This window comes from Burkholderia sp. 10_S31 (assembly GCF_056930375.1).
Window position 1 is genome coordinate 2,717,801 of sequence record NZ_JBXOWK010000003.1, and the last position, 25,213, is coordinate 2,743,013.

Consider the following 25,213-nt stretch of genomic DNA (forward strand, 5'->3'; position numbering starts at 1 on the left):
GTCCCATGCTTCGCGGTCGACCAGAGTTGGCGCTTCCGCACCACCCCCAGCCCCATCCTCTACATTCGCCCCGGGGCGCCACGTCGACACGCCCCCAATCCTCACACGACTTCCGGCACCTCCGGCCGTCCTTCGAAAACCGGCCGCCCCAAAGAAAAAACCCCGCCAACGCGGGGTTTGTGACGTCCTGAGATTCTAATCGATTTCGAATCAGGCGTAGCGACGCAGGCGCGTCGCAAATTCCTGCAGCGACTTGATGCCGCTTTGTTCTGCGCGATGACACCAATCCTGCAATTGCGCGAGCAGCTGTTCGCGCGACGCGGTCGAGCGATCCCAGATCGCGGCCAGATCCTGGCGCAGCTGGAAGTACGTATGCAGCTTCTGGCTGTTCGCGAAGATCTCCGGCAGCAGCTTCTTCTGCGGCTCGTCGAGGCCGTCGGCATCCTTGTGGAACCACTTGCGCGCGCCGCGCATCAGCTGGTACTTCTCGCCGCCGATTTCCTTCAGGTGCGCGAGTTCCTGGCGGTACGCACGCTTCACGGCCTTGCCGTAGCGCGCCATCACTTCGTAGCGGTTCGACAGCACGGCCTGCAGCGTTTCCTGGTCGAGCACCGTCTTCGGCTTGTTCAGGCGCGGCGTCGGCGCGACCTTCTTCACCTTCGCGAGGCCAAATGCCGACATGATGCGGATGTACATCCAGCCGATGTCGAACTCGTACCACTTGTTCGACAGCTTCGCCGACGTCGCGAACGTGTGGTGGTTGTTGTGCAGCTCTTCGCCGCCGATCACGATGCCCCACGGGAACAGGTTCGTGCTCGCATCGGCCGAGTTGAAGTTGCGGTAGCCCCAGAAGTGGCCGAAGCCGTTCACGACACCGGCGGCCCAGAACGGAATCCAGACCATCTGCACGGCCCACACGGTCAGGCCGATCACGCCGAACAGCGCGACGTCGATTACCATCATCATGCTGATGCCGAGAATCGGATACTTCGAGTAGAGATTGCGTTCAAGCCAGTCGTTCGGCGTGCCGTGACCAAACTTGCGCATCGTCTCTTCGTTCTTCGCTTCCGCGCGATACAGTTCCGCGCCTTCGAGGAACACCTTCCAGATGCCGCGCGTCTGCGGGCTGTGCGGATCTTCCTCGGTCTCGCACTTCGCATGATGCTTGCGGTGAATCGCGGCCCACTGACCCGTCAGCATGCCGGTCGTCATCCACAGCCACAGGCGGAAGAAGTGGCTCGCGATCGGATGCAGCTCCAGCGCGCGGTGCGCCTGGCAGCGGTGCAGATAGACGGTCACGCCGATGATCGTCACGTGCGTGACGGCCAGCGCGAACAGCGCGACCTGCCACCACGAAAAATGCAGGAGCCCGTGGGAAAGAAAATCGAGCAGGGAATTCAACAAGGCAGTTACCTGTGATGAGAGCGACGCCGGCTCGCGCAGGCGTCAGAAAAATGAAAGCATACCGCGTGTAGACCGGAATTTTACTTCAACCGTTCCAAGTCTTTGTAAAAAATGAATATTTTCTTGTCTTGACGCAACGCGGACAGTCCATCGACGGACCCGGAAGGCTCCACGATCCGGTTCTGGCCGCCGAACTTGCCCGATTCGGGCTCGCGCGCCGTGCCTAAGCCGCCGACGCCTGCCCGTCCACCGGGCCGCCGCCGGCCACGGGCACGCCGTCGGCCACCACGCCGGTCGTGGCAAAGCCCTCCGGCAGGCCGACCACGCGCACTTCGCGCTGCGGAAACGGGATCGAGATCCCGTGCTCGCCGAAGAGCCGCCAGATGTTGCGGTTCACGGCCGAACGCACGCCCGACGTGCCCTTCGCCGAATCCTCGATCCAGAAGCCGAGCTCCAGATCGATCCCGTCGGCGCCGAAGCCGACCAGGTACGGGGTCGGCGCCGGCTCCGCGAGCACGCGCGGCACGCCCTCCGCGGCTTCCGCGAGCACCGACAGCGCCTGCTCGACGTCGCTCGTATAGGCAACCTGCACGGCGACCTTCGCGTAACCGCGCGTCAGGTACGACGACTGGTTCTGCACGACGTCGGTGATCAGCTTCTCGTTCGGGATCAGCGTCTCGTTGCCGTCGAGGCCGCGCACGACCGTATAGCGCGTGCGGATCTGCGTGACGACGCCCTGCAGCCCGCCTACGCTGATCGCATCGCCGAGCCGCAGCGAGCGATCGAGCAGGATGATGAAGCCCGACACGTAGTTGCTGGCGATCTTCTGCAACCCGAAGCCGAGGCCGACGCCCACCGCGCCGCCGAACACCCCGAGCACCGTCACGTCGATGCCGACGAGCGACAGCCCGATCAGGATCGCCGCGAACACCAGCAGCGCGCGGCCGACCCGCGACAGCACGACCTTCAGGTTCGCGTCGAGCGTGCTCGCGCGCGCGAGGCGCTCCTCGAACACCGAGCCGAGCCACATCGCGACCATCAGCGTCACGCACACCCACAGCGCGCCGGAGATCACCGACAGCAGCGTGAGATGCGCATTGGCAACGCGGAACTGCACGCTGTCGAGCCAGCCGAGCACGTCGCGCTGGATGCCGAGCACGGTCAGCACCATCGCGGCCCACACGACGGTCGACACGATCTTCTCGACGATCGACAGCCACGCATGCGAGTGTCCGTCGCGCGCGAACACACGCCGCGCAAAGAAGAACAGCACGTAGATCAGCCCGATGCCGAACAGCGGCACGAGCGCGAGCGACAGCAGCGACGTCGACATGAACGGGTCGAACGCGAGCTGCGCGACGCCGACGAAAATGCCGCCGAACAACGGGAACAGCGCGCGCTTCAGGCTTTGCGCACCCGCACCGGGCACGCGCCCGGCCGCCCTGCGGCGCGCATCGATCCGGCCGTGCACGAAGCGCGCCGCCACCCATGCGAAACACAGCGCGCCGACGAGGATCGCCGCCTGCCAGATCATCACCGGCTGGTGGAAATCGCGAATCACCGAGGCCAGCCGGTGCGACAGCAGGCGGCTTTGCAGACTCTCCATCGTCCGTCCGGGTCGCTGTTACTGCGCGCGCCGTTCCAGCACCGCGGCGAAGAAGCCGTCGGTCGCATGGCGGTGCGGCCAGAGCGACAGGTAGTCACCGGTCTCGATTTCGATGCGCTGGTCGGCCAGCACCTTCTGCGCGGGCACCAGCACGAAGTCCGGATGGTCGGCCAGGAACTGCTCGACGATCGCCTCGTTCTCCGCGTCGAGCACGCTGCAGGTCGCGTACACGAGCCGGCCGCCCTTCTTCACGAGACGCGCGGCGCTCGCGAGGATCGACGCCTGCTTCGGCGTGAGTTCCTCGATCGACGTGCGCGTCTGGCGCCACTTGAGGTCGGGGTTGCGGCGCAGCGTGCCGAGGCCACTGCACGGGGCGTCGACCAGCACGCGATCGATCTTGCCGGCAAGCCGCTTGATCTTCGCATCGTGCTCGCTGTCGATCAGCACCGGGTTCACGTTCGACAGCCCGCTGCGCGCAAGGCGCGGCTTCAGTTTCGTGAGTCGCTTCTCCGATACGTCGAACGCATACAGGCGCCCGGTCGAGCGCATCATCGCGCCGAGCGCGAGCGTCTTGCCGCCTGCGCCCGCGCAGAAATCGACGACCATCTCGCCGCGGCGCGGCGCGACCAGTGAGCACAGCAGCTGGCTGCCCTCGTCCTGCACTTCGATCTGACCCTCCTCGAACAGCTTCAGGCGCGTGAGCGCCGGCTTGCCGACGACGCGCACGCCTTGCGGCGCGAACGGCGTCTCGCCCGCATCGATCCCGTTCGCGCGCAGCGCGTCGATCACCTGGTCGCGCGTCGCCTTCTGCGCGTTGGCGCGCAGGTCAAGCGGCGCCGGGTAGTTCAGCGCGGCGGCGAGCTGCGCGAGTTCCTCGGCGTCGAAGCGGGCCGACAGCGCCTGGTAGATCCAGTCCGGCAGGTTGGTGCGCACGCGCACCGGCAGGCTCGCCGGATCGATCTTCGACACGTGCTCGAGCCACGCGGCCTCGGTGTCGGATACGAACGGCTTCAGCGCATTGCGGCCGAGCGTCTGCATCAGGCCGAGCAGCGTCAGGCGCCGCGCGGGGCTGCCCGTGCCGCTCTCGGCGAGGTGCGAAAACTCCATCTTCCGGCGCAGCACCGCGAACACCGCCTCGGCGATCACGCCGCGCTCGGCGTGGCCGAGCTTCGGGTGCGCGCGGAAGAACCGGCTCGTCGTCGCGTCCGCAGGGCCGGTGAACTTCAGCACCTCGGCCAGCAGGGTCTCGGTCTGGCCAATCAGGAATCCGTGCAGCTTCATACGCCCTCGCTCTTTTCGGTATGCGGTTGATCCGCGAAAATCCAGCGCGCCTCTTCCGGCGCCACCACTGCCCGGCCGTTCTCGAGGCGCAGGCGCCCCTCGACGAACCAACGCACCGCACGCGGATACAGCACGTGCTCGACCGTCAGCACGCGCTGCGCGAGCGCCGCCGCGTCGTCGCCCGCACGCACGGGCACGGCGCCCTGCGCGACGATCGCGCCGCTGTCGAGTTCGGGAATCACGAAATGCACGCTCGCGCCATGCAGCGCGACGCCGGCATCCAGCGCCTGCTGGTGCGTGTGGATGCCCTTGAAGCTCGGCAGCAGCGACGGGTGGATGTTCAGCAGCCGGCCCTCATATCGTCTGACGAAATCGGGCGTGAGGATGCGCATGAAGCCGGCGAGCACGACGAGATCGGGCGCGAAGCGGTCGATCTCGGCGGCGAGCGCCGCATCGAAGCTGTCGCGGCCGTCAAACGACCGATGGTCGACCACCGCGGTCGCCACCCCGTGCGACGCGGCAAAAGCCAGGCCGGCCGCGTCGGGCCGGTTGGCGATCACGGCGGCGACCTCGGCCGGCCAGCGTTCCTGCGCGCACGCGCGGACGATGGCCTCCATGTTGCTGCCGCGACCGGAAATCAGGATCACGAGTTTTTTCATCCGCGAATTTTACCATTCGCCCCCGCGTTTCCCCCCTTCTCGGCCGCCGGGCCGCCCGAACGTTTATAATCTTCTGCTTTGCGGCATCCCACCGCCCATTCCCCGACGCTGCATCCGCTATCGTGAAAGTCTTCCGCGGCCTGCCCAACGCCGAGAGCCGCGCGCCGTGCGCGCTGACGATCGGCAACTTCGACGGTGTCCATCGCGGCCACCAGGCACTGCTCGCGCGCGTGCGCGCGGCAGCGGACGCGCGCGGCCTGCCCGTGTGCGTGATGACCTTCGAGCCGCACCCGCGCGAATTCTTCAATCCGGCCGGCGCGCCGCCGCGCATCGCGATGCTGCGCGACAAGCTGGAAGCGCTGCGCGACCACGGGGTCGACCGCGTCGTCGTCGAGCACTTCAACCACACGTTCGCGAGCCAGTCGCCGCAGGCGTTCGTCGAGCGCACGCTGGTCGGCGGGCTGCACACGCGCTGGATGATGGTCGGTGACGATTTCTGCTACGGCGCGAAGCGCGCAGGCACCTTCGACACGCTGAAGGCGGCCGGCAAGCAGTACGGCTTCGAGGTCGAGCAGATGGGCACGGTCGCCGGCAGCGATGGCACGCGCATCTCGAGTTCGGGCGTACGCGCCGCGCTCGCCGCGGGCGATCTCGATGCGGCCGCGCAGGCGCTCGGCCACGGCTACGCGATCAGCGGCCACGTCGCGCACGGGCTGAAACTCGGCCGCGACCTCGGCTTCCCGACCCTGAACCTGCCGATCGCGCACAAGCGGCCGGCGCTCGCGGGCATCTTCGTCGTGCAGGTGCACGGCCTGGGCCCCGCCCCGCTGCCGGGCGTCGCGAGCCTCGGGCTGCGCCCGACCGTCGACGATTCCGGCCGCGTGCTGCTCGAAGTCCACCTGCTCGACTGGCACGGCGACGCGTACGGCAAGCTCATCCGCGTCGAATTCCTGAAGAAGCTGCGCGACGAAGCGAAGTTCGACGATCTCGAGGCGCTGTCGCGCGCGATCGCGCTGGACGTCGCGAATGCGCGCGCGTACTTCGTCGAGCGCGACCACGCGCCGGGCAGCCGCGCGACCGGCTTCTCGACATCGGCGACCGACCGAATTAGCTGATCCGGACGGCGGCGCCTGGCGCCGCACCCTCGCGCCGCCCACTCGCGCGCATCCCCGATTCACGACGCACGAGCGTCCCCCGATTTAGATAGCGATCCCATCATGAGCAACAAGAAAGCCGATTCGAAACCGCAGGCCAAGTATCCGGTCAACCTGCTCGACACGCCGTTCCCGATGCGCGGCGACCTGCCCAAGCGCGAACCGCAGTGGGTCAAGGAATGGGAAGAGCGCGGCATCTACGAGAAGATCCGCGCGGCCAGCGCAGGCCGGCCGAAGTTCATCCTGCACGACGGCCCGCCGTATGCGAACGGTGACATCCACCTCGGCCACGCGGTCAACAAGATCCTGAAGGACATCGTCGTCAAGTCGCGCAACATGGCCGGCTTCGACGCGCCGTACGTGCCCGGCTGGGATTGCCACGGGATGCCGATCGAGATCCAGATCGAGAAGCAGTTCGGCAAGTCGCTGCCGGCGGCCGAAGTGATGAGCAAGGCGCGCGCGTACGCCACCGAGCAGATCGAAAAGCAGAAGGTCGGCTTCAAGCGCCTCGGCGTGCTCGGCGACTGGGCGAATCCGTACAAGACGATGAACTTCGTCAACGAGGCGGAAGAGATCCGCGCGCTCGGCAAGATCATCGAGAAGGGCTACGTATATCGCGGGCTGAAGCCGGTGAACTGGTGCTTCGACTGCGGCTCGGCGCTCGCCGAGGCGGAAGTCGAGTACAAGGACCGCACCGACCCGACGATCGACGTGATGTTCGCGTTCGCCGAACCGGAAAGGACCGCGCAGGCGTTCGGCCTGCCGACGCTGCCGCGCGCCGAGGGCGGCATTGTGATCTGGACCACCACGCCGTGGACGATCCCCGCCAACCAGGCGCTGAACCTCCATCCGGAAATCGTCTATGCGCTGGTCGACACCGAGCGAGGGCTGCTGATCATCGCGGAAGAGCGCGTCGAAGCCTGCATGGCCGACTTCAAGCTGACCGGCCGCGTCGTCGCGACCGCGCCCGGCGTGAAGCTCGCGAACCTGCGCTTCCACCACCCGCTCGCGCCGGCCCACCCCGGCTACAAGCGCACCGCGCCCGTGTACCTCGGCGACTACGTGACGACCGACACGGGTACCGGCGTCGTGCACTCGTCGCCTGCTTACGGTATCGAAGACTTCCAGTCGTGCAAGGCGCACGGGATGACCGATTCGGACTTCATCAACCCGGTGATGGGCGATGGCCGCTACATCGAATCGCTACCGCTGTTCGGCGGCCTGTCGATCTGGGACGCGAACCCGAAGATCGTCGACGCGCTGAACGCCGCCGGCTCGCTGTTGCGCAGCGAGAAGTACACGCACAGCTACATGCACTGCTGGCGCCACAAGACGCCGATCATCTACCGCGCGACGTCGCAGTGGTTCGCCGGCATGGACGTGACGCCGCGCGACGGCGGCAAGACGCTGCGCGAAACGGCACTCGAAGGCGTCGACGCGACCGCGTTCTACCCGTCGTGGGGCAAGCAGCGCCTGTTCAGCATGATCGCGAACCGTCCCGACTGGACGCTGTCGCGCCAGCGCCAGTGGGGCGTGCCGATGGCGTTCTTCGTGCACAAGGAAACCGGCGAGCTGCATCCGCGCACGCTCGAGCTGCTCGAGGAAGTCGCGAAGCGCGTCGAGCAGTCGGGCATCGAGGCGTGGCAGTCGCTCGACCCGCGCGAGCTGATCGGCGACGACGCGAACATGTACGAAAAGAACCGCGATACGCTCGACGTGTGGTTCGACTCGGGCACGACGCACTGGCACGTGCTGCGCGGCTCGCACAAGGATCAGCTGCAGTTCCCGGCCGACCTGTACCTGGAAGGTTCGGACCAGCACCGCGGCTGGTTCCACTCGTCGTTGCTGACGGCGTCGATGATCGACGGCCGCGCGCCGTACAAGGGCCTGCTCACGCACGGCTTCACGGTCGACGGCGAAGGCCGCAAGATGAGCAAGTCGCTCGGCAACGGCGTCGACCCGCATGAGGTCGCGAACCGCCTCGGCGCGGAAATCATCCGCCTTTGGATCGCGTCGACCGACTATTCGGGCGAGCTCGCGATCTCCGAGGAAATCCTGAAGCGCGTGACGGAAGGCTATCGCCGCATCCGCAACACGCTGCGCTTCCTGCTCGCGAACCTGTCGGACTTCGACTTCGCGCAGCACGCGGTGCCGGTTGAAGAATGGCTGGAGATCGACCGCTATGCGGTCGCGTTCTCGCAGCAACTGCAAACGGAACTGCTCGGCCACTACGAGAAGTATGAATTCCACCCGGTCGTCGCAAAGCTGCAGACGTACTGCTCGGAAGATCTCGGCGGCTTCTACCTCGACGTGCTGAAGGACCGCCTGTACACCAGCGCGGCCGATTCGCGCGCACGCCGCTCTGCGCAGACGGCGCTGTACCACCTGACGCACGGCCTGCTGCGTGTGCTCGCGCCGTTCCTGTCGTTCACCGCGGAAGAGGCGTGGAAGGTGTTCCAGCCGGCCAGCGACACGATCTTCACGGAAACGTACTACGCGTATCCGGAAGTCGCCGGCTCGGCCGCGCTGATCGAGAAGTGGGCGTTGCTGCGCGACGTGCGCGGCAACGTGACGAAGGCGCTCGAGGAAGCACGCACCGCGAACCGCATCGGCTCGTCGCTGCAGGCCGAAGTGGCCGTGCATGCGAGCGGCGCGCGCTACGACGCGCTCACGAGCCTCGGCGAAGACCTGAAGTTCGTGCTGATCACGTCGGCGGCGACGGTCGTGAAGGTCGACGACGAAGCGCAGGAAAGCGTCGACGTCGCGGCGTCGAAGTACCAGAAGTGCGAACGCTGCTGGCACTACCGCGAGGACGTCGGCGCGCATGCCGATCATCCGACGCTGTGCGGCCGCTGCTTCTCGAACCTGTTTGAAAACGGCGAAATCCGGAGCGCTGCTTGAATATGGCGAAAACTGTGTCGAAGCCGGCCAGCGGCGCGCTCGCGCCCTGGCTCGGCATTTCGCTGATCGTGATCCTGTTCGACCAGTTGTCGAAGATCGCGATCCTGAAAACGTTCGCGTACGGCGCGCAGCATGCGCTGATCTCGTTCTTCAACCTCGTGCTGGTGTACAACCGCGGCGCCGCGTTCGGCTTCCTGTCGACCGCAGGCGGCTGGCAGCGCTGGGCGTTCACCGCGCTCGGCATCGGCGCGACGCTCGTGATCTGCTTCCTGCTGAAGCGTCACGGCCAGCAGCGGCTGTTCAGCCTGTCGCTCGCGCTAATCCTCGGCGGCGCGCTCGGCAACGTGATCGACCGGCTGATCTACGGTCACGTGATCGACTTTCTCGATTTCCACCTCGGCGCCTGGCACTTCCCGGCGTTCAATCTCGCCGATTCCGCGATCACGGTCGGCGCGGTGCTGCTGATCTACGACGAACTGCGTCGCGTGCGCGGCTCGCGCTGAGCGCGCATACTCGGTGTCGACGGCCGGCTTCTCGCCGGCCGTTCCGTTTGACCCCTGGAGACCTGAGTTGGCACACGCAGAACTCGCTGGAAAACACCTCGTTCTCGGCCTGACGGGCGGCATCGCCTGCTACAAGATCGCCGAGCTCACCCGGCTGCTGACGAAGGCAGGCGCGACCGTGCAGGTCGCGATGACCGAAGCCGCCACGCAGTTCATCACGCCCGTCACGATGCAGGCATTGTCCGGCCGGCCCGTCTACACGAGCCAGTGGGACACGCGCATCGACAACAACATGGCGCACATCGACCTGTCGCGCGAAGCCGACGCGATCGTGATCGCGCCCGCGTCGACGGATTTCCTCGCGAAGCTCGCACACGGGTTCGCGGACGACCTGCTGTCGACGCTGTGCGTCGCGCGCGACTGTCCGCTGCTCGTCGTGCCCGCGATGAACCGGCAGATGTGGCAGAACCCGGCCACGCAACGCAATGCCGCGCAACTGCGCGCCGACGGCGTGTCGGTGCTCGGCCCCGATTCGGGCGCGCAGGCCTGCGGCGAAGTCGGCGACGGTCGCATGCTCGAACCCGAGGCGATCTATGAAGCGATCGTCGCGCACTTCGCGCCGAAGGTGCTCGCGCACCGACGCGTCTTGATCACGGCCGGCCCGACGTTCGAGCCGCTCGATCCGGTGCGCGGCCTGACGAACCGCTCGAGCGGCAAGATGGGCTTCGCGCTTGCGCGCGCCGCCCAGCAGGCCGGCGCGGACGTGCACCTCGTCGCGGGGCCGGTCGCACTCGACACGCCGTGGGGCGTGTACCGCCACGACGTGCAGACTGCCCAGCAGATGTACGACGCGGTCATGCAGGCGGTATCCGACGCGGACATCTTCATCGCGGTGGCCGCGGTCGCCGACTGGCGCGTCGACCAGCCCGCCGAGCACAAGATGAAGAAGGCGGCCGACCGCAAGATGCCGGCGCTCGCGTTCGTCGAAAACCCGGACATCCTCGCGTCGGTCGCGGCACTGCCCGATCCGCCGTTCTGCGTCGGCTTCGCGGCCGAAAGCGGCGACCTCGACGTGCACGGCGACGAGAAGCGCAAGCGCAAGAACGTGCCGCTCCTGGTCGGCAACCTCGGCCCGCTGACGTTCGGCCGCGACGACAACGAAGTCGTGCTGTTCGAGGCAGCCGGCCTCACACGCCTGCCGCGCGCGCCGAAGGACGAGCTCGCGCACGCGCTCGTCGCCGAAATCGCGAAGCGCCTGCCCGACAACCGCCTGATCTGATCCCCTGCGCGGCGGCACGCGCCGCCGCGCCCTTCCCGACCGATTCGACGACCGCATGAAACTCGACCTGAAGATTCTCGACGCGCGCATGCGCGACTACCTGCCCGCCTACGCCACCACTGGCAGCGCGGGCCTCGACCTGCGCGCGTGCCTCGACGCCCCTGTCACGCTGCAGCCAGGCGAAACGACGCTGGTGCCGACCGGCCTCGCGATCCATCTCGCGGATCCCGGCTACGCGGCGCTGATCCTGCCGCGCTCGGGCCTCGGCCACAAGCACGGGATCGTGCTCGGCAACCTCGTCGGCCTGATCGACTCCGACTACCAGGGCCAGCTGATGGTGTCGACGTGGAACCGCGGCCAAACCGAGTTCGTGCTGAACCCGTTCGAGCGGCTCGCGCAACTCGTGATCGTGCCGGTCGTGCAGGCGCAGTTCAACATCGTCGACGACTTCGCGCAGAGCGATCGCGGCGAGGGCGGCTTCGGCAGCACCGGCCGTCACTGAACGGCGCAATACAAAAAGGGGCCTCGCGGCCCCTTTCCTTTTTAGGCTTCCGGTCACCGATCGGCCGTCTGCACGATCCGCGCGGGCACCAGCTCGCGTCGCCGCGCCTGCGCAACGCCGGCGTAGACCACCATCGCGACCAGCACCCCCAGCAGCACCGCCGACGAGCCGACCGTGCCGAGCGCGAGTCCGCCCTTGTCGACCGGCTTCGTCAGTAGGTCGCCGACCGTCGCCCCGAACGGGCGCGTGAGCACGAACGCGGCCCAGAACAGCAGCACGCCCGAGATCCGCGTGAAATAGTGCGCCAGCACGATCACCGCGAGCAACCCGCCGATCAGCAGCGCGCCGCGGCCGAAGCCTAGGCCCGAGCTGTCCGCGAGGAAATCGCCGAGCGCGGTGCCGAGCGTGTTCGAGAACAGGATCGCGATCCAGTACAGCAGCTCGACCTTGCGCGTGCGGATCAGGTCGACCGACAGCGATTCGCCACTCAGGCGCCACACCGCGAAGATCGCCAGCAGGATCGCGACCAGGATAGACGCGCCGGCCGCATAGCCGAGGCCGAGCGTGCGGTCCATGAAATCGGACATCGTCGTGCCGGCCGTACTGGTCGCAACGATCACGGCCCAGTAGATGGCCGGGCGATAGCCGGTCGTCCTGAGCTGCGCACCGAGCGTGACGAGAAAGAAACCGAACAGCAGGATCGAGCTCACCGCGTAGCCGACGTTCAGCGTCATCGATAGCAGGTCGCCGCCGGTTTCGCCGAGCGTCGTCGCGCAGATCTTCATGATCCAGAATGCGAGCGTGATCTGAGGAAGCTTGTTCATTCGAACCCCTTTTGCAGATGGCGACGGGCTGGCGTGCGCCAACCCGTATCGCGGACAGGTTCGAATGTAGCCGCCGCCGGCTTAACGGAACCTTAGCGGCCTTGCACCGCGTCGCCGCGCGCTTGCGCACGGCGCGCGCTCATGCGTCAACGCGCGTGCTGGTGCCGGTAGTGCAGCGCGTACGCGAGCGTCAGCAGCACGGCAAACACGACGCCGACCACCATCGTCATCCGGAATTCGCGCGTGAACGCGGTCGTGAGCAGAATCGCGCCGACGAGCCCCGCACCGAGCAGGCTGCCGAACGGGTGTCCCCACATCCGGAAGGCGAGCGCCGGGCCGCGATATCGCGCGCGAAAGCGCAGGTGCGTGACGAAGATCATCAGCCACGTGAACAGCGCGCCGAACATCGCGATCGCCATCATCACGGTGAATGCCGTGTCGGGCGACAGCGCGACCAGCACGGTCGCGACCGCGACGCCGCTCGTCGAGATCCACAGCGCCGCACGCGGTACGCCGTTGTTGCCGAGCCGGCCGAACACCGCCGGCGCGAGCCGCGCGCGCGACAGGCTGAACATCATCCGCGTCGTCACGTAGAGCTGGCTGTTCATCGCCGACAGCGCCGCGATCAGCAGCACGAAGTTGATCACGCCGGCCGCATACGGCACGTGCGTCGCGGCCATCACCTTCACGAACGGGCTTTCGTCCGTGCCGGCCTGCGTCCAGGGCACGATCGCGAGCATCAGCGACAGCGTCAGCAGGTAGAACAGCACGAGCCGGAACACCGTCGAACGGAATGCACGCGTGACCGCGTGCTGCGGATCGCGCGCTTCGCCCGCCGCGATCGCGACCGCCTCGATACTCATGTAGCTGAAGATCGCGACGATCACCGCGACCCAGGTACCCCACGGCCCCTTCGGCATGAAGCCGCCGTGCGCGGTGTAGTTCGCGAAGCCGATGCCCGAAGCCGGCGGTGCCGACCACACGAGATACGCGCCGAGCACGATGAACACGACGATCGCCGCGATCTTCAACAGCGAGAACGCATATTCGACCGAACCGTACAGCGTGACGCTCGCGAGGTTCACCGCGATCAGCAGCGCGGAAAAGCCAATCACCCAGTACCAGCCGGGTACGGCCGGGAACCAGTACTTCATGAACACGGCGATCGCGCTGATCTCGGTGCCGATCGCGAACACGACGGCGAACCAGTACGCATAGCGCACGAGAAAGCCCGCGAGCGGGCCGACGTAGTGCTCGGCATACGCGCCGAACGAACCGGCCGTCGGATGCGCGACCGTCATTTCCGCAAGCGCGCCCATCAGCAGCAGCGCGATCAGCGCGCCGATCGCATACGAGACCAGCACGCTCGGGCCCGCGAGCCCGATCGCGAACCCGCTGCCGAGGAACAGCCCCGTGCCGATCGCGCCGCCGATCGCGATCATCGCCATCTGCCCCGACGTCAGCGCATGGCGCAAACCCTGTTCGCGCGCGACGATGCTGTCGAACGACCGTTGTTGTTGTGTCACTGCGTTGCTACTCCCCTGCACCACCATTGCGCCACCGGCGCCAGATAAAACGAAACGGCGCGGAGAACTTCCCGCGCCGTTCGCATGAACAACGAATTATCGCTTACTCGACTTCGACCGTCTCTTCGTTCGGCTTGTGCGGCGGATTCGCCAGCTTGTCGAACGACAACTGCACCTTGTCGTTTTCGTCGACGTCGACCGTCACATGCCCGCCGTTGACGAGCTTGCCGAACAGCAGTTCGTCGGCCAGCGCTCGGCGGATCGTGTCCTGGATCAGCCGCTGCATCGGCCGCGCCCCCATCAGCGGGTCGAAGCCGTGCTTCGCGAGATGCTTGCGCAACGCGTCGGTAAAGAGCGCGTCGACCTTCTTCTCGTGCAGCTGCTCCTCGAGCTGGATCAGGAACTTGTCGACCACGCGCATGATGATTTCCTCATCGAGCGAGCGGAAGCTGATGATCGAATCCAGGCGGTTGCGGAACTCCGGCGTGAACAGGCGCTTGATGTCGGTCATCTCGTCGCCCGTCTCGCGGCGCGTCGTGAAGCCGATCGTCGCCTTCTGCATCGACTCGGCGCCCGCGTTCGTCGTCATGATGATGATGACGTTGCGGAAATCCGCCTTGCGGCCGTTGTTGTCGGTCAGCGTGCCGTGATCCATCACCTGCAGCAGCACGTTGAAGATGTCCGGGTGCGCCTTCTCGATTTCGTCCAGCAGCAGCACGCAATGCGGCTTCTTCGTGACGGCTTCAGTCAGGAGGCCGCCCTGGTCGAACCCGACGTAGCCCGGCGGCGCGCCGATCAGGCGGCTCACCGCGTGACGCTCCATGTATTCCGACATGTCGAAGCGGATCAGCTCGATACCGAGCGTGAACGCGAGCTGGCGCGCCACTTCGGTCTTGCCGACGCCCGTCGGGCCGGAGAACAGGAACGCGCCGATCGGCTTGTCCATCTTGCCGAGGCCCGCGCGCGCCATCTTGATCGATGCGGCGAGCGCGTCGATGGCCGGATCCTGGCCGAACACGACGCTCTTCAGGTCGCGATCGAGCGTCTGCAGCTTGCTGCGATCGTCCTGCGACACGCTCTGCGCCGGCACGCGCGCGATCTTCGAGATGATTTCCTCGATCTCGCTCTTGCCGATCGTCTTTTTCTGCTTTGACTTCGGCAGGATGCGCTGCGCGGCGCCGGCTTCGTCGATCACGTCGATCGCCTTGTCCGGCAAATGACGGTCGGTGATGAAGCGCGCCGACAGTTCGGCCGCGGCCGACAGAGCGCCCGACGAATACTTGACGCCGTGATGCTCCTCGAAGCGCGACTTCAGCCCGCGCAGGATCGCGACCGTCTGCTCGACCGTCGGCTCCGTCACGTCGACCTTCTGGAAGCGCCGTGACAGGGCCGCATCCTTCTCGAAGATGCCGCGATACTCGGTGAACGTGGTCGCGCCGATGCACTTGAGCGTGCCCGACGACAGCGCCGGCTTCAGCAGGTTCGACGCGTCGAGCGTGCCGCCCGATGCGGCGCCCGCGCCGATCAGCGTATGGATCTCGTCGATGAACAGGATCGCATGCGGACGCTCCTTCAGTTCCTTCAGCACCGTCTTCAGCCGCTGCTCGAAGTCGCCGCGATACTTGGTGCCCGCAAGCAGCGCGCCCATGTCGAGCGAATACACCTGCGCGTTGGCGAGGATGTCCGGCACTTCGCCGCGCGTGATGCGATAGGCGAGGCCTTCCGCGATCGCGGTCTTGCCGACACCGGCTTCACCGACGAGCAGCGGATTGTTCTTGCGGCGGCGGCACAGCACCTGCACGACGCGCTCGACCTCCGGCTCGCGCCCGATCAGCGGATCGATGCGGCCATCCTTCGCCATCTGGTTCAGGTTCTGCGTGAACTGTGCGAGCGGGGTTTCCTTCTGCGCGTTCGCGTCCTCGCTTTCCGCATTCGCGTCGGTCGACTTCGCGGCTTCGCCGCCGTTCGTCTTCGCGATGCCGTGCGAAATGAAGTTCACGACGTCCAGGCGCGTGACGCCCTGCTGCTGCAGGTAATAGACGGCATGCGAATCCTTCTCGCCGAAGATCGCGACCAGCACGTTCGCGCCGGTGACTTCCTTCTTGCCGTTCGACGTCGACTGGACGTGCATGATCGCGCGCTGGATCACGCGCTGGAAACCGAGCGTCGGCTGGGTATCGACATCGTCGGTGCCCGGGACGGTAGGTGTGTTGTCGTGGATGAAATTGCGCAGGTTCTGACGCAAGTCCTCGATGTTGGCCGCACACGCGCGCAACACCTCGGCTGCCGTCGGATTATCCAGCAGGGCCAGCAGCAGATGCTCGACCGTAATGAACTCATGGCGCGCCTGGCGTGCTTCCATGAACGCCATGTGCAGGCTGACTTCCAATTCCTGGGCAATCATGCTTCCTCCATCACGCACTGCAGCGGATGCCCGGCCTGCCGCGCATGGGTAACGACTTGCTCAACCTTGGTCGACGCGATGTCCCGCGTATAGACCCCACAAACCCCTCGCCCTTCGCGATGGACCTTCAGCATGATCTGCGTGGCCGTCTCGCGATCCTTCTTGAAATACTCCTGTACGACCATCACGACGAACTCCATCGGCGTGAAGTCGTCGTTCAGCAGCACCACCTTGTACATCGAAGGCGGCTTGAGCTTCTGCTGCTTGCGTTCCAGGACGGTGCTGTCCTGCTTGTCCGGGATAATCGCCATACACCCATTCTAAACAACTCGGACAGGCCCGCAATCCTGCCATTACCCGACCGACCGGCCGGCGCCCTCCCTGGTTCCCGACGACGCGCGATCGTCTTCGTGCCATACGAAAGCCGGCTGCGGTGCCGGCTTTCACGCATGGCGCGGAACACGAACCGTCAGGGGGAAACTGCACCGGACCGTCGCATCCGCATCCAGTATCCCACAAGCCGGGACGACTCGATCGCGTGTCACTCGAGCCTGGTATATGAGCTGATTATGCGACTTTTCAAGTCCACGCGCTCGGCGGCATGCTGCAAAGCAAAGCCGGAAAAACCCTGAAAATGGGTTCTTTACAACGGCCCTCTAACCGTCTAAAAATTCCACTTGACACTCAAATAAAGAGCGCCAACAATCAAGCTGGCACTTTTTTCAATTTGCCGCTTGGCGAAATGAAAGAGGCCGAAGGTGAGCTTGTGAGGGGGGAACGGCTGTATTTTTCCGGTCGTTTAGCTTTTCGAGCGTGCTCGTGGTAAGTAGCAGCGACTGTGTGACAGGGGAAGTAGGAAAATGGCAACTGGTATCGTTAAGTGGTTCAACGACGCGAAGGGCTTCGGTTTCATCACTCCCGACGAGGGCGGTGAAGATCTGTTTGCGCACTTCTCGGCCATCAACATGCAGGGCTTCAAGACCCTGAAGGAAGGCCAGAAGGTGAGCTTCGAGGTCGTTCAAGGGCCGAAGGGCAAGCAAGCGTCGAACATCCAGGCCGCGTAAGGCACCGGATATCGGACGAAGAAACCCGGCATTGCGCCGGGTTTCTTTTTTTCAGGCCGGCCACTCGTTAATTCGATTGGCCGGCCTTTTCGTTCAATCCCGATAATTGAACACACATTGTCTTGTTTCAAGCGCAGATCGAATGCCGTCATACGCGTGAAACATATTCGATACTCGTTACACGATCTTCAGCGTGCCCATCATGCCGAGATCCTCGTGTTCGAGAATATGGCAATGAAACATGCGCTCGCCGGGCATGTCTTGCGTGACGAGGATCGTCACGGTCTCGCCGCTGCGCACGTTCACGGTATCGCGCCACGCGCGGAACGGTTCGCTCGTGCGCGTGCCGTCGGATGCGCGCTCGATCACCTGGAATTGCGTGCCGTGCAAATGGAACGGGTGATCCATGTCAGTGGGGTTGCGGATCGTCCAGCGCTCGATGTCGCCGCGGCGGCTCGTCAACGTCGCACGGTGCGGCGCATAGGCCGCGCCGTTGATCGTGAAGCGCATCCCGGCCGGACGGCCATGCGCCGGGCCGTTCATCATCGCGTCCATGTCCATCTCTTCGCCGAACGCGACTTCCTTGTGCGCGACCGGTTCGCCGAGCGCCGGCACGGCGCGCAGCGTCGCCGGCAGCGCACGGGCGGCGGCCGGTGCGAACGCGACGTCGGCCAACGGTAGCGTCGGATCGGGCGGCAGGCTGGCGTGGCCGTCGTCGTGCGACATCGCCATCTTGCGGCGGTCATATTCGGCCGCCTGCAGCACGGCGCGCGACGCGCGCTCGCCGGCGCGCACCAGCAATTCCGCCCGCTCGCCCGGCGCGAGCAGCAGCGACGTCACGCGGCGCGGCGCCTCTAACAGCCCGCCGTCCGTGCCGACCTGCTCGAACGCGCGGCCGTCGTCGAACGCCACACGCAGGTAGCGTGCGCTGCACGCGTTCCACACGCGCCAGCGCTCGTCACTCGCGACGTCGATCCGCGGCCGGCGCGCACCGTTGACCAGCACGAACTGGCCTTCGCGGCCGTTCATCCAGTCCATCATGTCGTTCGGCGCAATCGTGCCGTCGCGCGCAAGCTTCAGGTCGGACACGAACAGGTTGCGCTCGGGCCAGCCGGCAAGCGGATCGTCGGCGGCACGCACCACGAACGGGCCCGCCAGCCCGCGGAACACCTGCTCGGCCGTCATCATGTGCGGATGCGGGTGATACCAGTAGGTGCCGGCACTCCCCTTCGGCAGCGTGAAGCGGTACACACGCGACGCGCCCGGCGCGACGGGGTCGGACGGGTTACCGTCCTGGTCGGGCGGCACCGGCAGGCCGTGCCAGTGGATCGTCGACGGTTGCGGCAGCTTGTTCACGAAGCGGATTTCGACCGTGTCGCCCTCGCGTACATCGATCAGCGGGCCGATCACCGGCCCCTGCGTGCCCGTGCCGAACTGCCAGAACATCGTCGGACGCGCCCTGTGCAGCATCGGACGTGCGACTGGCTGCGCGACCAGCGTCGTTCGGAACGTGCCGGGCTCGCGGCTTTCGTTCGCAAGCGTGCGCAGCGACGCGAGCGGCGCGCCGGCCGGTAGCGCATCGGCCGCCGCGAGCGCGGCCGGCGCCGGCTTCGCGTGCTGCGCGTGGCCCGCCATCCCTGACATGCCCGGCATGTCATCCATCTGATCCATGCCTGCCATGCCCGCGTGTCCGGCATGCTGCGCCCAGGCGGTGCGCGCAAACAGCGATGCGGCCGCGACACCGATGGCGTGCGACAGGAAGGTTCTCCGTATCACCAATCGTTCCTCGTTATTCGTGCTGCGTCGCGCGGCCGTCGCGACGCCCGCGCCGGCCAGTGCGGAAGCGTCCGTGCGCGACGCAAAACCTCAGGCCCGCGTCATCATAACCGCAGCCCACGACCGAAGCGCCGCGGCACCGCGCAAGCGGCGATACGCCGCAGTACGCGGCCGCGCCCGACGATCCGGGCACCGTTCGCGCGGCGCTTTCGACCATCGCCCGACGCCGCGACGCCCCGGCTCCATTTACGCCAACCGCCCCGGTCGGCGGCCTTCGCCGCCCGCTTTCTCCACGCCCGATCGAGGCAATTCGCACCAGTTGTTCATCCCGGCAGCCGCACGCCCCGCGCCTTCGACGCATGAACCCGTCAATTTTTCACGATGCGGAACAAGTCTCTGCGTTATAAAAATTCGTGGTGCACGGCACAAATTCGCCGTTTCGCGATGCCAAAAATCGTTCCACAATATAAAATTGTGCAAATAAATAATTGTTTTTAAACACAAATTTTTCTTTCTAGAAAGCACTCTACGCGCACCATCGGCTGCGGCCGCGGACGTAGACTTTGTTCCATGCACTGACGCTTCGCCACGACGTTCGATACGGAACCCGGCGCAGGCAACCAGTCGGGCCACAGCCGGAGGAGCCGGCGGGCGGCACAACAGAATCGCTTGTAATCAGAAAGGGAGAACGGAAATGAAGGGATTTCGCTTTGGTTCAGCGCTCGGGTCGTTCTACATCCTGCCGGGTAACGGCGGCTGGGAAGCGACGTTCGGCAACGCTCTGCTCGGCGCGTTCTCGTGCCCGGAAGTGGCGGCCGACCACATCTCCCGCGGCGACTGCGAGCAGCCGTCCGAGCTGGATACGGCCACGCTCGAAGTGCCGCACGAAATCGCCGAATGGGAAATCGTTCACGTCTGAATGGCACGCCTGCAACGAAAAACGCCCCGGGCGACCGGGGCGTTTTCATGTTCGGCGGAACGGCGAGCCGCAACGCCCGCCGCGTCGGCTGATGCCGCCGCCGTGGCGCGCGCGTTGGCGCGGCCGGCGTCAGGCGACTGCGTCGACGATGCCGTTCAGCGTTGCGCTCGGGCGCATCGCCTGGCTCGTCAGCTCGACGTTCGGACGGTAGTAGCCGCCGATCGCCTGCGCATTGCCCTGCGCGGCCGACAGTTCTTCCAGGATGCGCGCTTCGCTGTCGGACAGCGACTTCGCGACGCCTTCGAACTGCGCCTTCAGCGGGGCATCGTCGGTCTGCTCGGCCAGCGCCTGCGCCCAGTACAGGCACAGGTAGAAGTGGCTGCCGCGGTTGTCGAGGCCGCCGACCTTGCGTGCGGGCGACTTGTTCTCGTCCAGGAACTTGCCGGTCGCCTGGTCGAGCGTCTTCGCGAGCACGAGCGCCTTCGGGTTCTGGTATGCGTTGCCGAGGTGTTCGAGCGACGCGGCCAGTGCAAGGAATTCGCCGAGCGAATCCCAGCGCAGGAAGCCTTCCTCGACGAACTGCTGCACGTGCTTCGGTGCCGAGCCGCCCGCGCCCGTTTCGAACATCCCGCCGCCGGCCATCAGCGGCACGATCGACAGCATCTTCGCGCTGGTGCCGAGTTCCATGATCGGGAACAGGTCGGTCAGGTAGTCGCGCAGCACGTTGCCCGTGACCGAGATCGTGTCCTTGCCCGCACGGATGCGCTCGAGCGAGAAGCGCGTCGCGTCGACCGGCGTCATCACGCGGATGTCGAGGCCGTTCGTGTCGTGATCCTTCAGGTAGCGTTCGACCTTCGCGATGATCTGCGCGTCGTGCGCACGTGCCGGGTCGAGCCAGAACACGGCCGGCGCGCCGGTCGCGCGAGCGCGGTTCACCGCGAGCTTGACCCAGTCCTGCACCGGCGCGTCCTTCGTCTGGCACATGCGCCAGATGTCGCCCGACTCGACCGCGTGCTCGAGCAGCACGTTGCCGGCTTCGTCGGTGACGCGCACGACGCCGTCTGCCGGGATCAGGAACGTCTTGTCGTGCGAACCGTATTCTTCAGCCGCCTGCGCCATCAGGCCGACGTTCGGCACGCTACCCATCGTGACCGGATCGAATGCGCCGTGCTGCTTGCAGTCCTCGATCACGGCCTGGTAGACACCGGCGTAGCAGCGGTCCGGAATCACGGCCTTCGCGTCGTACAGCTGGCCGTCCGGGCCCCACATGCCGCCCGAATCGCGGATCATCGCCGGCATCGATGCGTCGACGATCACGTCGCTCGGCACGTGCAGGTTCGTGATGCCCTTGTCGGAGTTGACCATCGCGAGGCGCGGGCGCACGGCATATTCGGCCTTGACGTCGGCTTCGATCGCTTCGCGTGTGTCGGCCGGCAGGTCCTTCAGGCGCGCGTACAGGTCGCCGATCCCGTTGTTCGGGTTGAAGCCGGCCTGTACCAGCACGTCCGCGTGTTTCGCGAGCGCGTCGCGGTAGAACACCGACACGAAGTGACCGAACAGGATCGGGTCGGAGACCTTCATCATGGTCGCCTTCAGGTGCACCGAGAACAGCACGTCCTGCGCCTTCGCGTCGGCGATCTGCGCTTCGATGAAGCTACGCAGCGCCTTGCGGCTCATCACCGAAGCGTCGATCACTTCACCGACCTTCACGGCCGTCTTTTCCTTCAGCACCTTCTTCGCGCCGTCGGTCGTCGTGAGTTCGATCTTCACGCTGCCGGCATCGGCGATCAGCGCCGACTTCTCGCTGCCGTAGAAGTCGCCTTCGCTCATGTGCGCAACGTGCGACTTCGACGTGGCCTTCCACGCGCCCATCTTGTGCGGATGCTTGCGTGCATAGTTCTTGACCGACAGCGGCGCGCGGCGGTCGGAGTTGCCTTCGCGCAGCACCGGGTTCACCGCGCTGCCCTTGATCTTGTCGTAGCGGGCCTTGACCGCCTTCTCTTCGTCCGTCGACGGATCTTCCGGGTAGGCCGGCAGCTTGTAGCCCTGCGCCTGCAGTTCGGCGATCGCGGCCTTGAGCTGCGGCACCGATGCGCTGATGTTCGGCAGCTTGATGATGTTCGCTTCCGGCTTCAGCGTGAGCTGGCCCAGTTCGGCCAGATCGTCGGAACCCTTCTGCTCCTGCGGCAGGACGTCGGCAAATGCCGCGATGATGCGGCCGGCGAGCGAGATGTCGCGCGTTTCGACGGCGACGCCGGACGAGCGCGTGAAGGCCTTGACGATCGGCAGCAGCGAATAGGTCGCGAGCGCGGGCGCTTCGTCGGTGAGGGTGTAGATGATCTTGGGCGAAGTGGACATGGTCGATGCGTTGCTACGTGAAAATTTGGACTGAGAAGCGCCGGCGGTAACCGGCGGGGAGCGACCGGGTCGGTCGCGAAAGGGGCGCGCCGGCTCAGCCGGGCGGTGGTGTTGCGAGGGCCGTCATGTTCTACCTTGCAGGACATCCGGGCCGCATCGCGGCGCCGCGGCCCGCATGCCGGACCGCCCTGCCAACAAACCTGCCATCCACGAAACGCCCCGGCGCCGGCAGTAGGCGCCGGGGCGGCCGGCTACCCGCCGGCCCACCCCGGAAGGGGTTTTACATGTTCTCGATCAGCACTTCGCCGAAGCCCGAGCACGACACCTGCGTCGCACCTTCCATCAGGCGCGCGAAGTCGTACGTGACGCGCTTCTGCAGGATCGACTTTTCCATCGCGGCAATGATCGCGTCGGCCGCTTCCGTCCAGCCGAGGTGGCGCAGCATCATTTCCGCCGACAGGATCTCGGAACCGGGGTTCACGTAATCCTTGCCCGCGTACTTCGGCGCCGTGCCGTGCGTTGCCTCGAACATCGCGACCGAATCCGACAGGTTCGCGCCCGGCGCGATCCCGATGCCGCCGACCTGCGCGGCCAGTGCGTCGGAGATGTAGTCGCCGTTCAGGTTCAGCGTGGCGATCACGTCGTATTCGGCCGGACGCAGCAGGATCTGCTGCAGGAACGCGTCGGCGATCGAATCCTTAATCACGATCTCGTTGCCCGTCTTCGGGTTCTTCACGCGCATCCACGGGCCGCCGTCGATCAGCTCGCCGCCGAATTCCTTCTGTGCGAGCGCGTAGCCGGCGTCACGGAACAGACCTTCCGTGAACTTCATGATGTTGCCCTTGTGCACCAGCGTGACCGACTTGCGATCGTTGTCGATCGCGTACTGGATCGCCTTGCGCACGAGACGCTCGGTACCTTCGGTCGACACGGGCTTGACGCCGATCCCCGAGGTTTCCGGGAAGCGGATCTTCTTCACGCCCATCTCGTCCTGCAGGAACTTGATGACCTTCTTCGCCTGCTCGGAGCCCGCGGCCCATTCGATGCCCGCGTAGATGTCTTCCGAGTTCTCGCGGAAGATCACCATGTCGATCTTCTGCGGCTCGCGCACCGGCGACGGCACGCCCTTGAAATACTGGACCGGGCGCAGGCACACGTAGAGGTCGAGTTCCTGGCGCAGCGCGACGTTCAGCGAACGGATGCCGCCGCCGACCGGCGTCGTGAGCGGCCCCTTGATCGACACCACGTATTCCTTGAGCACCTGCAGCGTTTCGTCCGGCAGCCACACGTCCGGACCGTACACCTTCGTCGCCTTCTCGCCCGCGAAGATCTCCATCCAGTGGATCTTGCGCTTGCCCTTGTAGGCATGCGCGACCGCCGCGTCGACGACCTTGATCATGACCGGCGTGATATCGAAGCCCGTGCCGTCGCCTTCGATATAGGGAATGATTGGCTGATCGGAAACGTTGAGCGAGAAATCCTTGTTGACGGTGATCTTGTCACCGCCTTCCGGAACCTTGATGTGCTGATACGGCATGATCGACTCCAGTGACGTGGCTGAGCAGGTGATGCTGGTCGAAACTGCGCGCGGCGAGGTGGCCTTGCCACCTTCGTGACGGCAACAGCGAGCCGCTATTCTAGCGCCCCAACCGGGGCCGGCGGCACGAAGCGCGACGCTGCGTATCAAGTCTTCCCTTATGTCTTATATAAGACAGATGACTTGCCGTTCCGTATTATGCATTAAGATTCCGCCATTTGCCATAGACCGCCCGCCCCGCTTCCCCCGCGGCACGCCGGGCGGGCGCCCCGCCATGACCCTGATCGCCCTCAACAAGCCGTTCGGCACGATTTGCCAGTTTTCCGCGCACGAGACGCGGCCGTCGCTCGGCGACTGGGTAAAAACGCCCGGCGTCTACCCTGCCGGCCGGCTCGACGCGGACAGCGAGGGCCTGCTGCTGCTCACCGACGACGGCGCGCTGCAGGCGCGCATCGCGGAGCCGCGCCACAAGCTCGTCAAGCGCTACTGGGCGCAGGTCGACGGCGCGCCGGGCCCGGCCGACCTGAAGGCGCTCGCGCGCGGCGTCGATCTCGGCGACTACGTGACACGCCCGTGCCGCGCCGAATTCATCGAACCGCCCGACACGCTGTGGCCGCGCAATCCGCCGATCCGCTACCGCGCCGCGATCCCGACCACGTGGATCGAACTCGCGATCACCGAAGGCAAGAATCGGCAGGTGCGCCGGATGACGGCCGCGATCGGCTTCCCGACGTTGCGTCTCGTGCGTGTCGGCATCGGCGCGCTCGACATATTCGCGCTCGGCATTGCACCGGGTGAAACAATCGCGCTGCCGCCGCGGGCCCCGTGGGACGGTTTCGCACGCGACGCATGACCGCGTCGGCAACTTTCGATTTTTTTCGTCATCTTTTTCGTCAACCGCCGGCGAAGATCGCGCGTTAAACCACGCAGATGCCACCCTGAGCTATCCGGCATTGGCAGCCGAACCGATATTTCCGTGTTTGCGTCACGAAAGCGACGTTTTCTTCGAATACGATTCGGCGCCCGCAGCGCAATGAGAAATTTCTCGAAGCGTCTGTCAACCGAAAGGTGGATGGCACCGTTAGACGTCATGACTCCTATTGCCGGGTCATCTGGTTAATTAACTAAAGCTGAGGAACACAACATGAACAAACTGATCGCCGCTCTGGTCGCTGGTCTCTTCGCAACGGCTGCTTTCGCACAAGCTTCGGCTCCGGAAGCTGCTTCGGCTGCTGCTCCGGCAGCTGCTTCGGCACCGGCAAAGAAGGCCCACGCCAAGAAGCACCACGCTGCGAAGAAGCACCACGCAGCGAAAAAGGCTGCTAGCGAAGCCGAAGCTCCGGCAGCTGCTTCGAACTAAGCAAGCTGGTTGTAATAACGCAGTCAAGAACACGCAGTCTTGCCGTTCTTACGGCGTTGAAAGGCAGATCGCCGCGAGGCGATCTGCCTTTTTCTTTTTGTGCCCGCCGGCACGCTTCGCGTACCATGCGGGTCTCGTTTTCCCGATAGGAGCCCT

At 65.6% G+C, this 25,213-nt stretch carries 21 protein-coding genes; 10 read left to right on the top strand and 11 right to left on the bottom strand.

Features of this window, described 5'->3' with window-relative positions:
- Positions 1–210: 210 nt before the first annotated feature.
- From AC1Z3W_RS32805 to purN, 4 genes are all read right to left on the bottom strand, one after another.
- Positions 211–1,404 (bottom strand): DesA family fatty acid desaturase, encoded by a 1,194-nt coding sequence (locus AC1Z3W_RS32805; protein WP_057926071.1) that lies wholly within the window; start codon positions 1,402–1,404, stop codon positions 211–213.
- A gap of 223 nt (positions 1,405–1,627) precedes the next feature.
- Positions 1,628–3,010: a mechanosensitive ion channel domain-containing protein gene (locus AC1Z3W_RS32810; protein ID WP_175825067.1), complete on the bottom strand. Its 1,383-nt coding sequence runs from the start codon at positions 3,008–3,010 to the stop codon at positions 1,628–1,630.
- 18 nt (positions 3,011–3,028) lie between these two features.
- Entirely contained in the window at positions 3,029–4,291 is a 1,263-nt protein-coding gene (locus AC1Z3W_RS32815) for an RsmB/NOP family class I SAM-dependent RNA methyltransferase (RefSeq protein WP_057926073.1), read from the bottom strand.
- Entirely contained in the window at positions 4,288–4,950 is a 663-nt protein-coding gene (gene purN / locus AC1Z3W_RS32820) for a phosphoribosylglycinamide formyltransferase (protein WP_057926074.1), read from the bottom strand. The genes AC1Z3W_RS32815 and purN overlap by 4 nt, the downstream gene beginning before the upstream one ends.
- Positions 4,951–5,072: 122 nt before the next feature.
- Here purN and AC1Z3W_RS32825 point away from each other — a divergent pair, with 122 nt between their 5' ends.
- The 5 genes from AC1Z3W_RS32825 (at position 5,073) to dut (ending at position 11,289) form a co-directional block, all read left to right on the top strand.
- On the top strand, positions 5,073–6,065 hold the full coding sequence (locus AC1Z3W_RS32825; RefSeq protein WP_057926075.1) for a bifunctional riboflavin kinase/FAD synthetase: 993 nt from the start codon (positions 5,073–5,075) through the stop codon (positions 6,063–6,065).
- Between the two features lie 102 nt (positions 6,066–6,167).
- Entirely contained in the window at positions 6,168–9,005 is a 2,838-nt protein-coding gene (gene ileS, locus AC1Z3W_RS32830) for an isoleucine--tRNA ligase (protein ID WP_124834456.1), read from the top strand.
- Positions 9,006–9,007: 2 nt separating this feature from the next.
- Complete coding sequence (lspA, locus tag AC1Z3W_RS32835; protein ID WP_124834457.1) at positions 9,008–9,508, top strand: signal peptidase II; 501 nt, start codon at positions 9,008–9,010, stop codon at positions 9,506–9,508.
- A gap of 67 nt (positions 9,509–9,575) precedes the next feature.
- Entirely contained in the window at positions 9,576–10,787 is a 1,212-nt protein-coding gene (gene coaBC, locus AC1Z3W_RS32840) for a bifunctional phosphopantothenoylcysteine decarboxylase/phosphopantothenate--cysteine ligase CoaBC (protein WP_483509315.1), read from the top strand.
- 55 nt (positions 10,788–10,842) lie between these two features.
- On the top strand, positions 10,843–11,289 hold the full coding sequence (dut, locus tag AC1Z3W_RS32845) for a dUTP diphosphatase (protein WP_057926079.1): 447 nt from the start codon (positions 10,843–10,845) through the stop codon (positions 11,287–11,289).
- Positions 11,290–11,342: 53 nt separating this feature from the next.
- Here the strand turns inward: dut and AC1Z3W_RS32850 are convergent, their stop codons facing one another.
- The 4 genes from AC1Z3W_RS32850 to clpS form a co-directional block, all read right to left on the bottom strand.
- Positions 11,343–12,113 carry a COG4705 family protein gene (locus AC1Z3W_RS32850; protein ID WP_124834459.1) on the bottom strand — a complete coding sequence of 257 codons (771 nt, stop codon included), beginning with the start codon at positions 12,111–12,113 and terminating at the stop codon, positions 11,343–11,345.
- Between the two features lie 146 nt (positions 12,114–12,259).
- Positions 12,260–13,639 (bottom strand): amino acid permease, encoded by a 1,380-nt coding sequence (locus AC1Z3W_RS32855; protein WP_057926214.1) that lies wholly within the window; start codon positions 13,637–13,639, stop codon positions 12,260–12,262.
- Between the two features lie 103 nt (positions 13,640–13,742).
- Complete coding sequence (gene clpA / locus AC1Z3W_RS32860; RefSeq protein WP_057926081.1) at positions 13,743–16,043, bottom strand: ATP-dependent Clp protease ATP-binding subunit ClpA; 2,301 nt, start codon at positions 16,041–16,043, stop codon at positions 13,743–13,745.
- Positions 16,040–16,354: an ATP-dependent Clp protease adapter ClpS gene (gene clpS, locus AC1Z3W_RS32865; protein ID WP_006398529.1), complete on the bottom strand. Its 315-nt coding sequence runs from the start codon at positions 16,352–16,354 to the stop codon at positions 16,040–16,042. The genes clpA and clpS overlap by 4 nt, the downstream gene beginning before the upstream one ends.
- A gap of 290 nt (positions 16,355–16,644) precedes the next feature.
- On the opposite strand from clpS, the gene AC1Z3W_RS32870 reads away from it, so the two are divergent.
- Complete coding sequence (locus AC1Z3W_RS32870) at positions 16,645–16,869, top strand: hypothetical protein (protein ID WP_160327445.1); 225 nt, start codon at positions 16,645–16,647, stop codon at positions 16,867–16,869.
- Positions 16,870–16,903: 34 nt separating this feature from the next.
- Positions 16,904–17,107 (top strand): cold-shock protein, encoded by a 204-nt coding sequence (locus tag AC1Z3W_RS32875; protein WP_004196460.1) that lies wholly within the window; start codon positions 16,904–16,906, stop codon positions 17,105–17,107.
- Positions 17,108–17,284: 177 nt separating this feature from the next.
- Here the strand turns inward: AC1Z3W_RS32875 and AC1Z3W_RS32880 are convergent, their stop codons facing one another.
- A complete protein-coding gene (locus AC1Z3W_RS32880; RefSeq protein ID WP_124834460.1) occupies positions 17,285–18,883 on the bottom strand; it encodes a multicopper oxidase family protein in 1,599 nt (532 codons plus the stop codon).
- Positions 18,884–19,577: 694 nt separating this feature from the next.
- Between AC1Z3W_RS32880 and AC1Z3W_RS32885 the strand changes: the two genes are divergently transcribed.
- A complete protein-coding gene (locus AC1Z3W_RS32885; RefSeq protein ID WP_043190017.1) occupies positions 19,578–19,802 on the top strand; it encodes a hypothetical protein in 225 nt (74 codons plus the stop codon).
- 129 nt (positions 19,803–19,931) lie between these two features.
- On the opposite strand, the gene AC1Z3W_RS32890 is transcribed toward AC1Z3W_RS32885, so the two are convergent.
- Together AC1Z3W_RS32890 and icd are read right to left on the bottom strand one after the other, a co-directional pair.
- Entirely contained in the window at positions 19,932–22,160 is a 2,229-nt protein-coding gene (locus AC1Z3W_RS32890; RefSeq protein ID WP_124834461.1) for an NADP-dependent isocitrate dehydrogenase, read from the bottom strand.
- Between the two features lie 280 nt (positions 22,161–22,440).
- Positions 22,441–23,697, bottom strand: coding sequence for an NADP-dependent isocitrate dehydrogenase (gene icd, locus AC1Z3W_RS32895; RefSeq protein ID WP_057926085.1), 1,257 nt, complete (start codon positions 23,695–23,697; stop codon positions 22,441–22,443).
- 274 nt (positions 23,698–23,971) lie between these two features.
- Here icd and AC1Z3W_RS32900 point away from each other — a divergent pair, with 274 nt between their 5' ends.
- Both AC1Z3W_RS32900 and AC1Z3W_RS32905 read left to right on the top strand, forming a co-directional pair.
- Positions 23,972–24,550 carry a pseudouridine synthase gene (locus AC1Z3W_RS32900; RefSeq protein WP_057926086.1) on the top strand — a complete coding sequence of 193 codons (579 nt, stop codon included), beginning with the start codon at positions 23,972–23,974 and terminating at the stop codon, positions 24,548–24,550.
- A gap of 291 nt (positions 24,551–24,841) precedes the next feature.
- Positions 24,842–25,057 carry a hypothetical protein gene (locus tag AC1Z3W_RS32905; RefSeq protein ID WP_080599357.1) on the top strand — a complete coding sequence of 72 codons (216 nt, stop codon included), beginning with the start codon at positions 24,842–24,844 and terminating at the stop codon, positions 25,055–25,057.
- Positions 25,058–25,213 lie beyond the last annotated feature (156 nt).

What these genes read in the sequence shown, in the direction of transcription:
- AC1Z3W_RS32810 (WP_175825067.1), bottom strand. Translation starts at nt 3,010, where the DNA reads ATGGAGAGTCTGCAAAGCCGCCTGCTGTCGCACCGGCTGGCCTCGGTG.
- AC1Z3W_RS32815 (WP_057926073.1), bottom strand. Translation starts at nt 4,291, where the DNA reads ATGAAGCTGCACGGATTCCTGATTGGCCAGACCGAGACCCTGCTGGCC.
- purN (WP_057926074.1), bottom strand. Translation starts at nt 4,950, where the DNA reads ATGAAAAAACTCGTGATCCTGATTTCCGGTCGCGGCAGCAACATGGAG.
- ileS (WP_124834456.1), top strand. Translation starts at nt 6,168, where the DNA reads ATGAGCAACAAGAAAGCCGATTCGAAACCGCAGGCCAAGTATCCGGTC.
- lspA (WP_124834457.1), top strand. Translation starts at nt 9,008, where the DNA reads ATGGCGAAAACTGTGTCGAAGCCGGCCAGCGGCGCGCTCGCGCCCTGG.
- dut (WP_057926079.1), top strand. Translation starts at nt 10,843, where the DNA reads ATGAAACTCGACCTGAAGATTCTCGACGCGCGCATGCGCGACTACCTG.
- AC1Z3W_RS32850 (WP_124834459.1), bottom strand. Translation starts at nt 12,113, where the DNA reads ATGAACAAGCTTCCTCAGATCACGCTCGCATTCTGGATCATGAAGATC.
- clpA (WP_057926081.1), bottom strand. Translation starts at nt 16,043, where the DNA reads ATGATTGCCCAGGAATTGGAAGTCAGCCTGCACATGGCGTTCATGGAA.
- clpS (WP_006398529.1), bottom strand. Translation starts at nt 16,354, where the DNA reads ATGGCGATTATCCCGGACAAGCAGGACAGCACCGTCCTGGAACGCAAG.
- AC1Z3W_RS32870 (WP_160327445.1), top strand. Translation starts at nt 16,645, where the DNA reads ATGCTGCAAAGCAAAGCCGGAAAAACCCTGAAAATGGGTTCTTTACAA.
- AC1Z3W_RS32875 (WP_004196460.1), top strand. Translation starts at nt 16,904, where the DNA reads ATGGCAACTGGTATCGTTAAGTGGTTCAACGACGCGAAGGGCTTCGGT.
- AC1Z3W_RS32885 (WP_043190017.1), top strand. Translation starts at nt 19,578, where the DNA reads ATGAAGGGATTTCGCTTTGGTTCAGCGCTCGGGTCGTTCTACATCCTG.
- AC1Z3W_RS32890 (WP_124834461.1), bottom strand. Translation starts at nt 22,160, where the DNA reads ATGTCCACTTCGCCCAAGATCATCTACACCCTCACCGACGAAGCGCCC.
- icd (WP_057926085.1), bottom strand. Translation starts at nt 23,697, where the DNA reads ATGCCGTATCAGCACATCAAGGTTCCGGAAGGCGGTGACAAGATCACC.
- AC1Z3W_RS32900 (WP_057926086.1), top strand. Translation starts at nt 23,972, where the DNA reads ATGACCCTGATCGCCCTCAACAAGCCGTTCGGCACGATTTGCCAGTTT.
- AC1Z3W_RS32905 (WP_080599357.1), top strand. Translation starts at nt 24,842, where the DNA reads ATGAACAAACTGATCGCCGCTCTGGTCGCTGGTCTCTTCGCAACGGCT.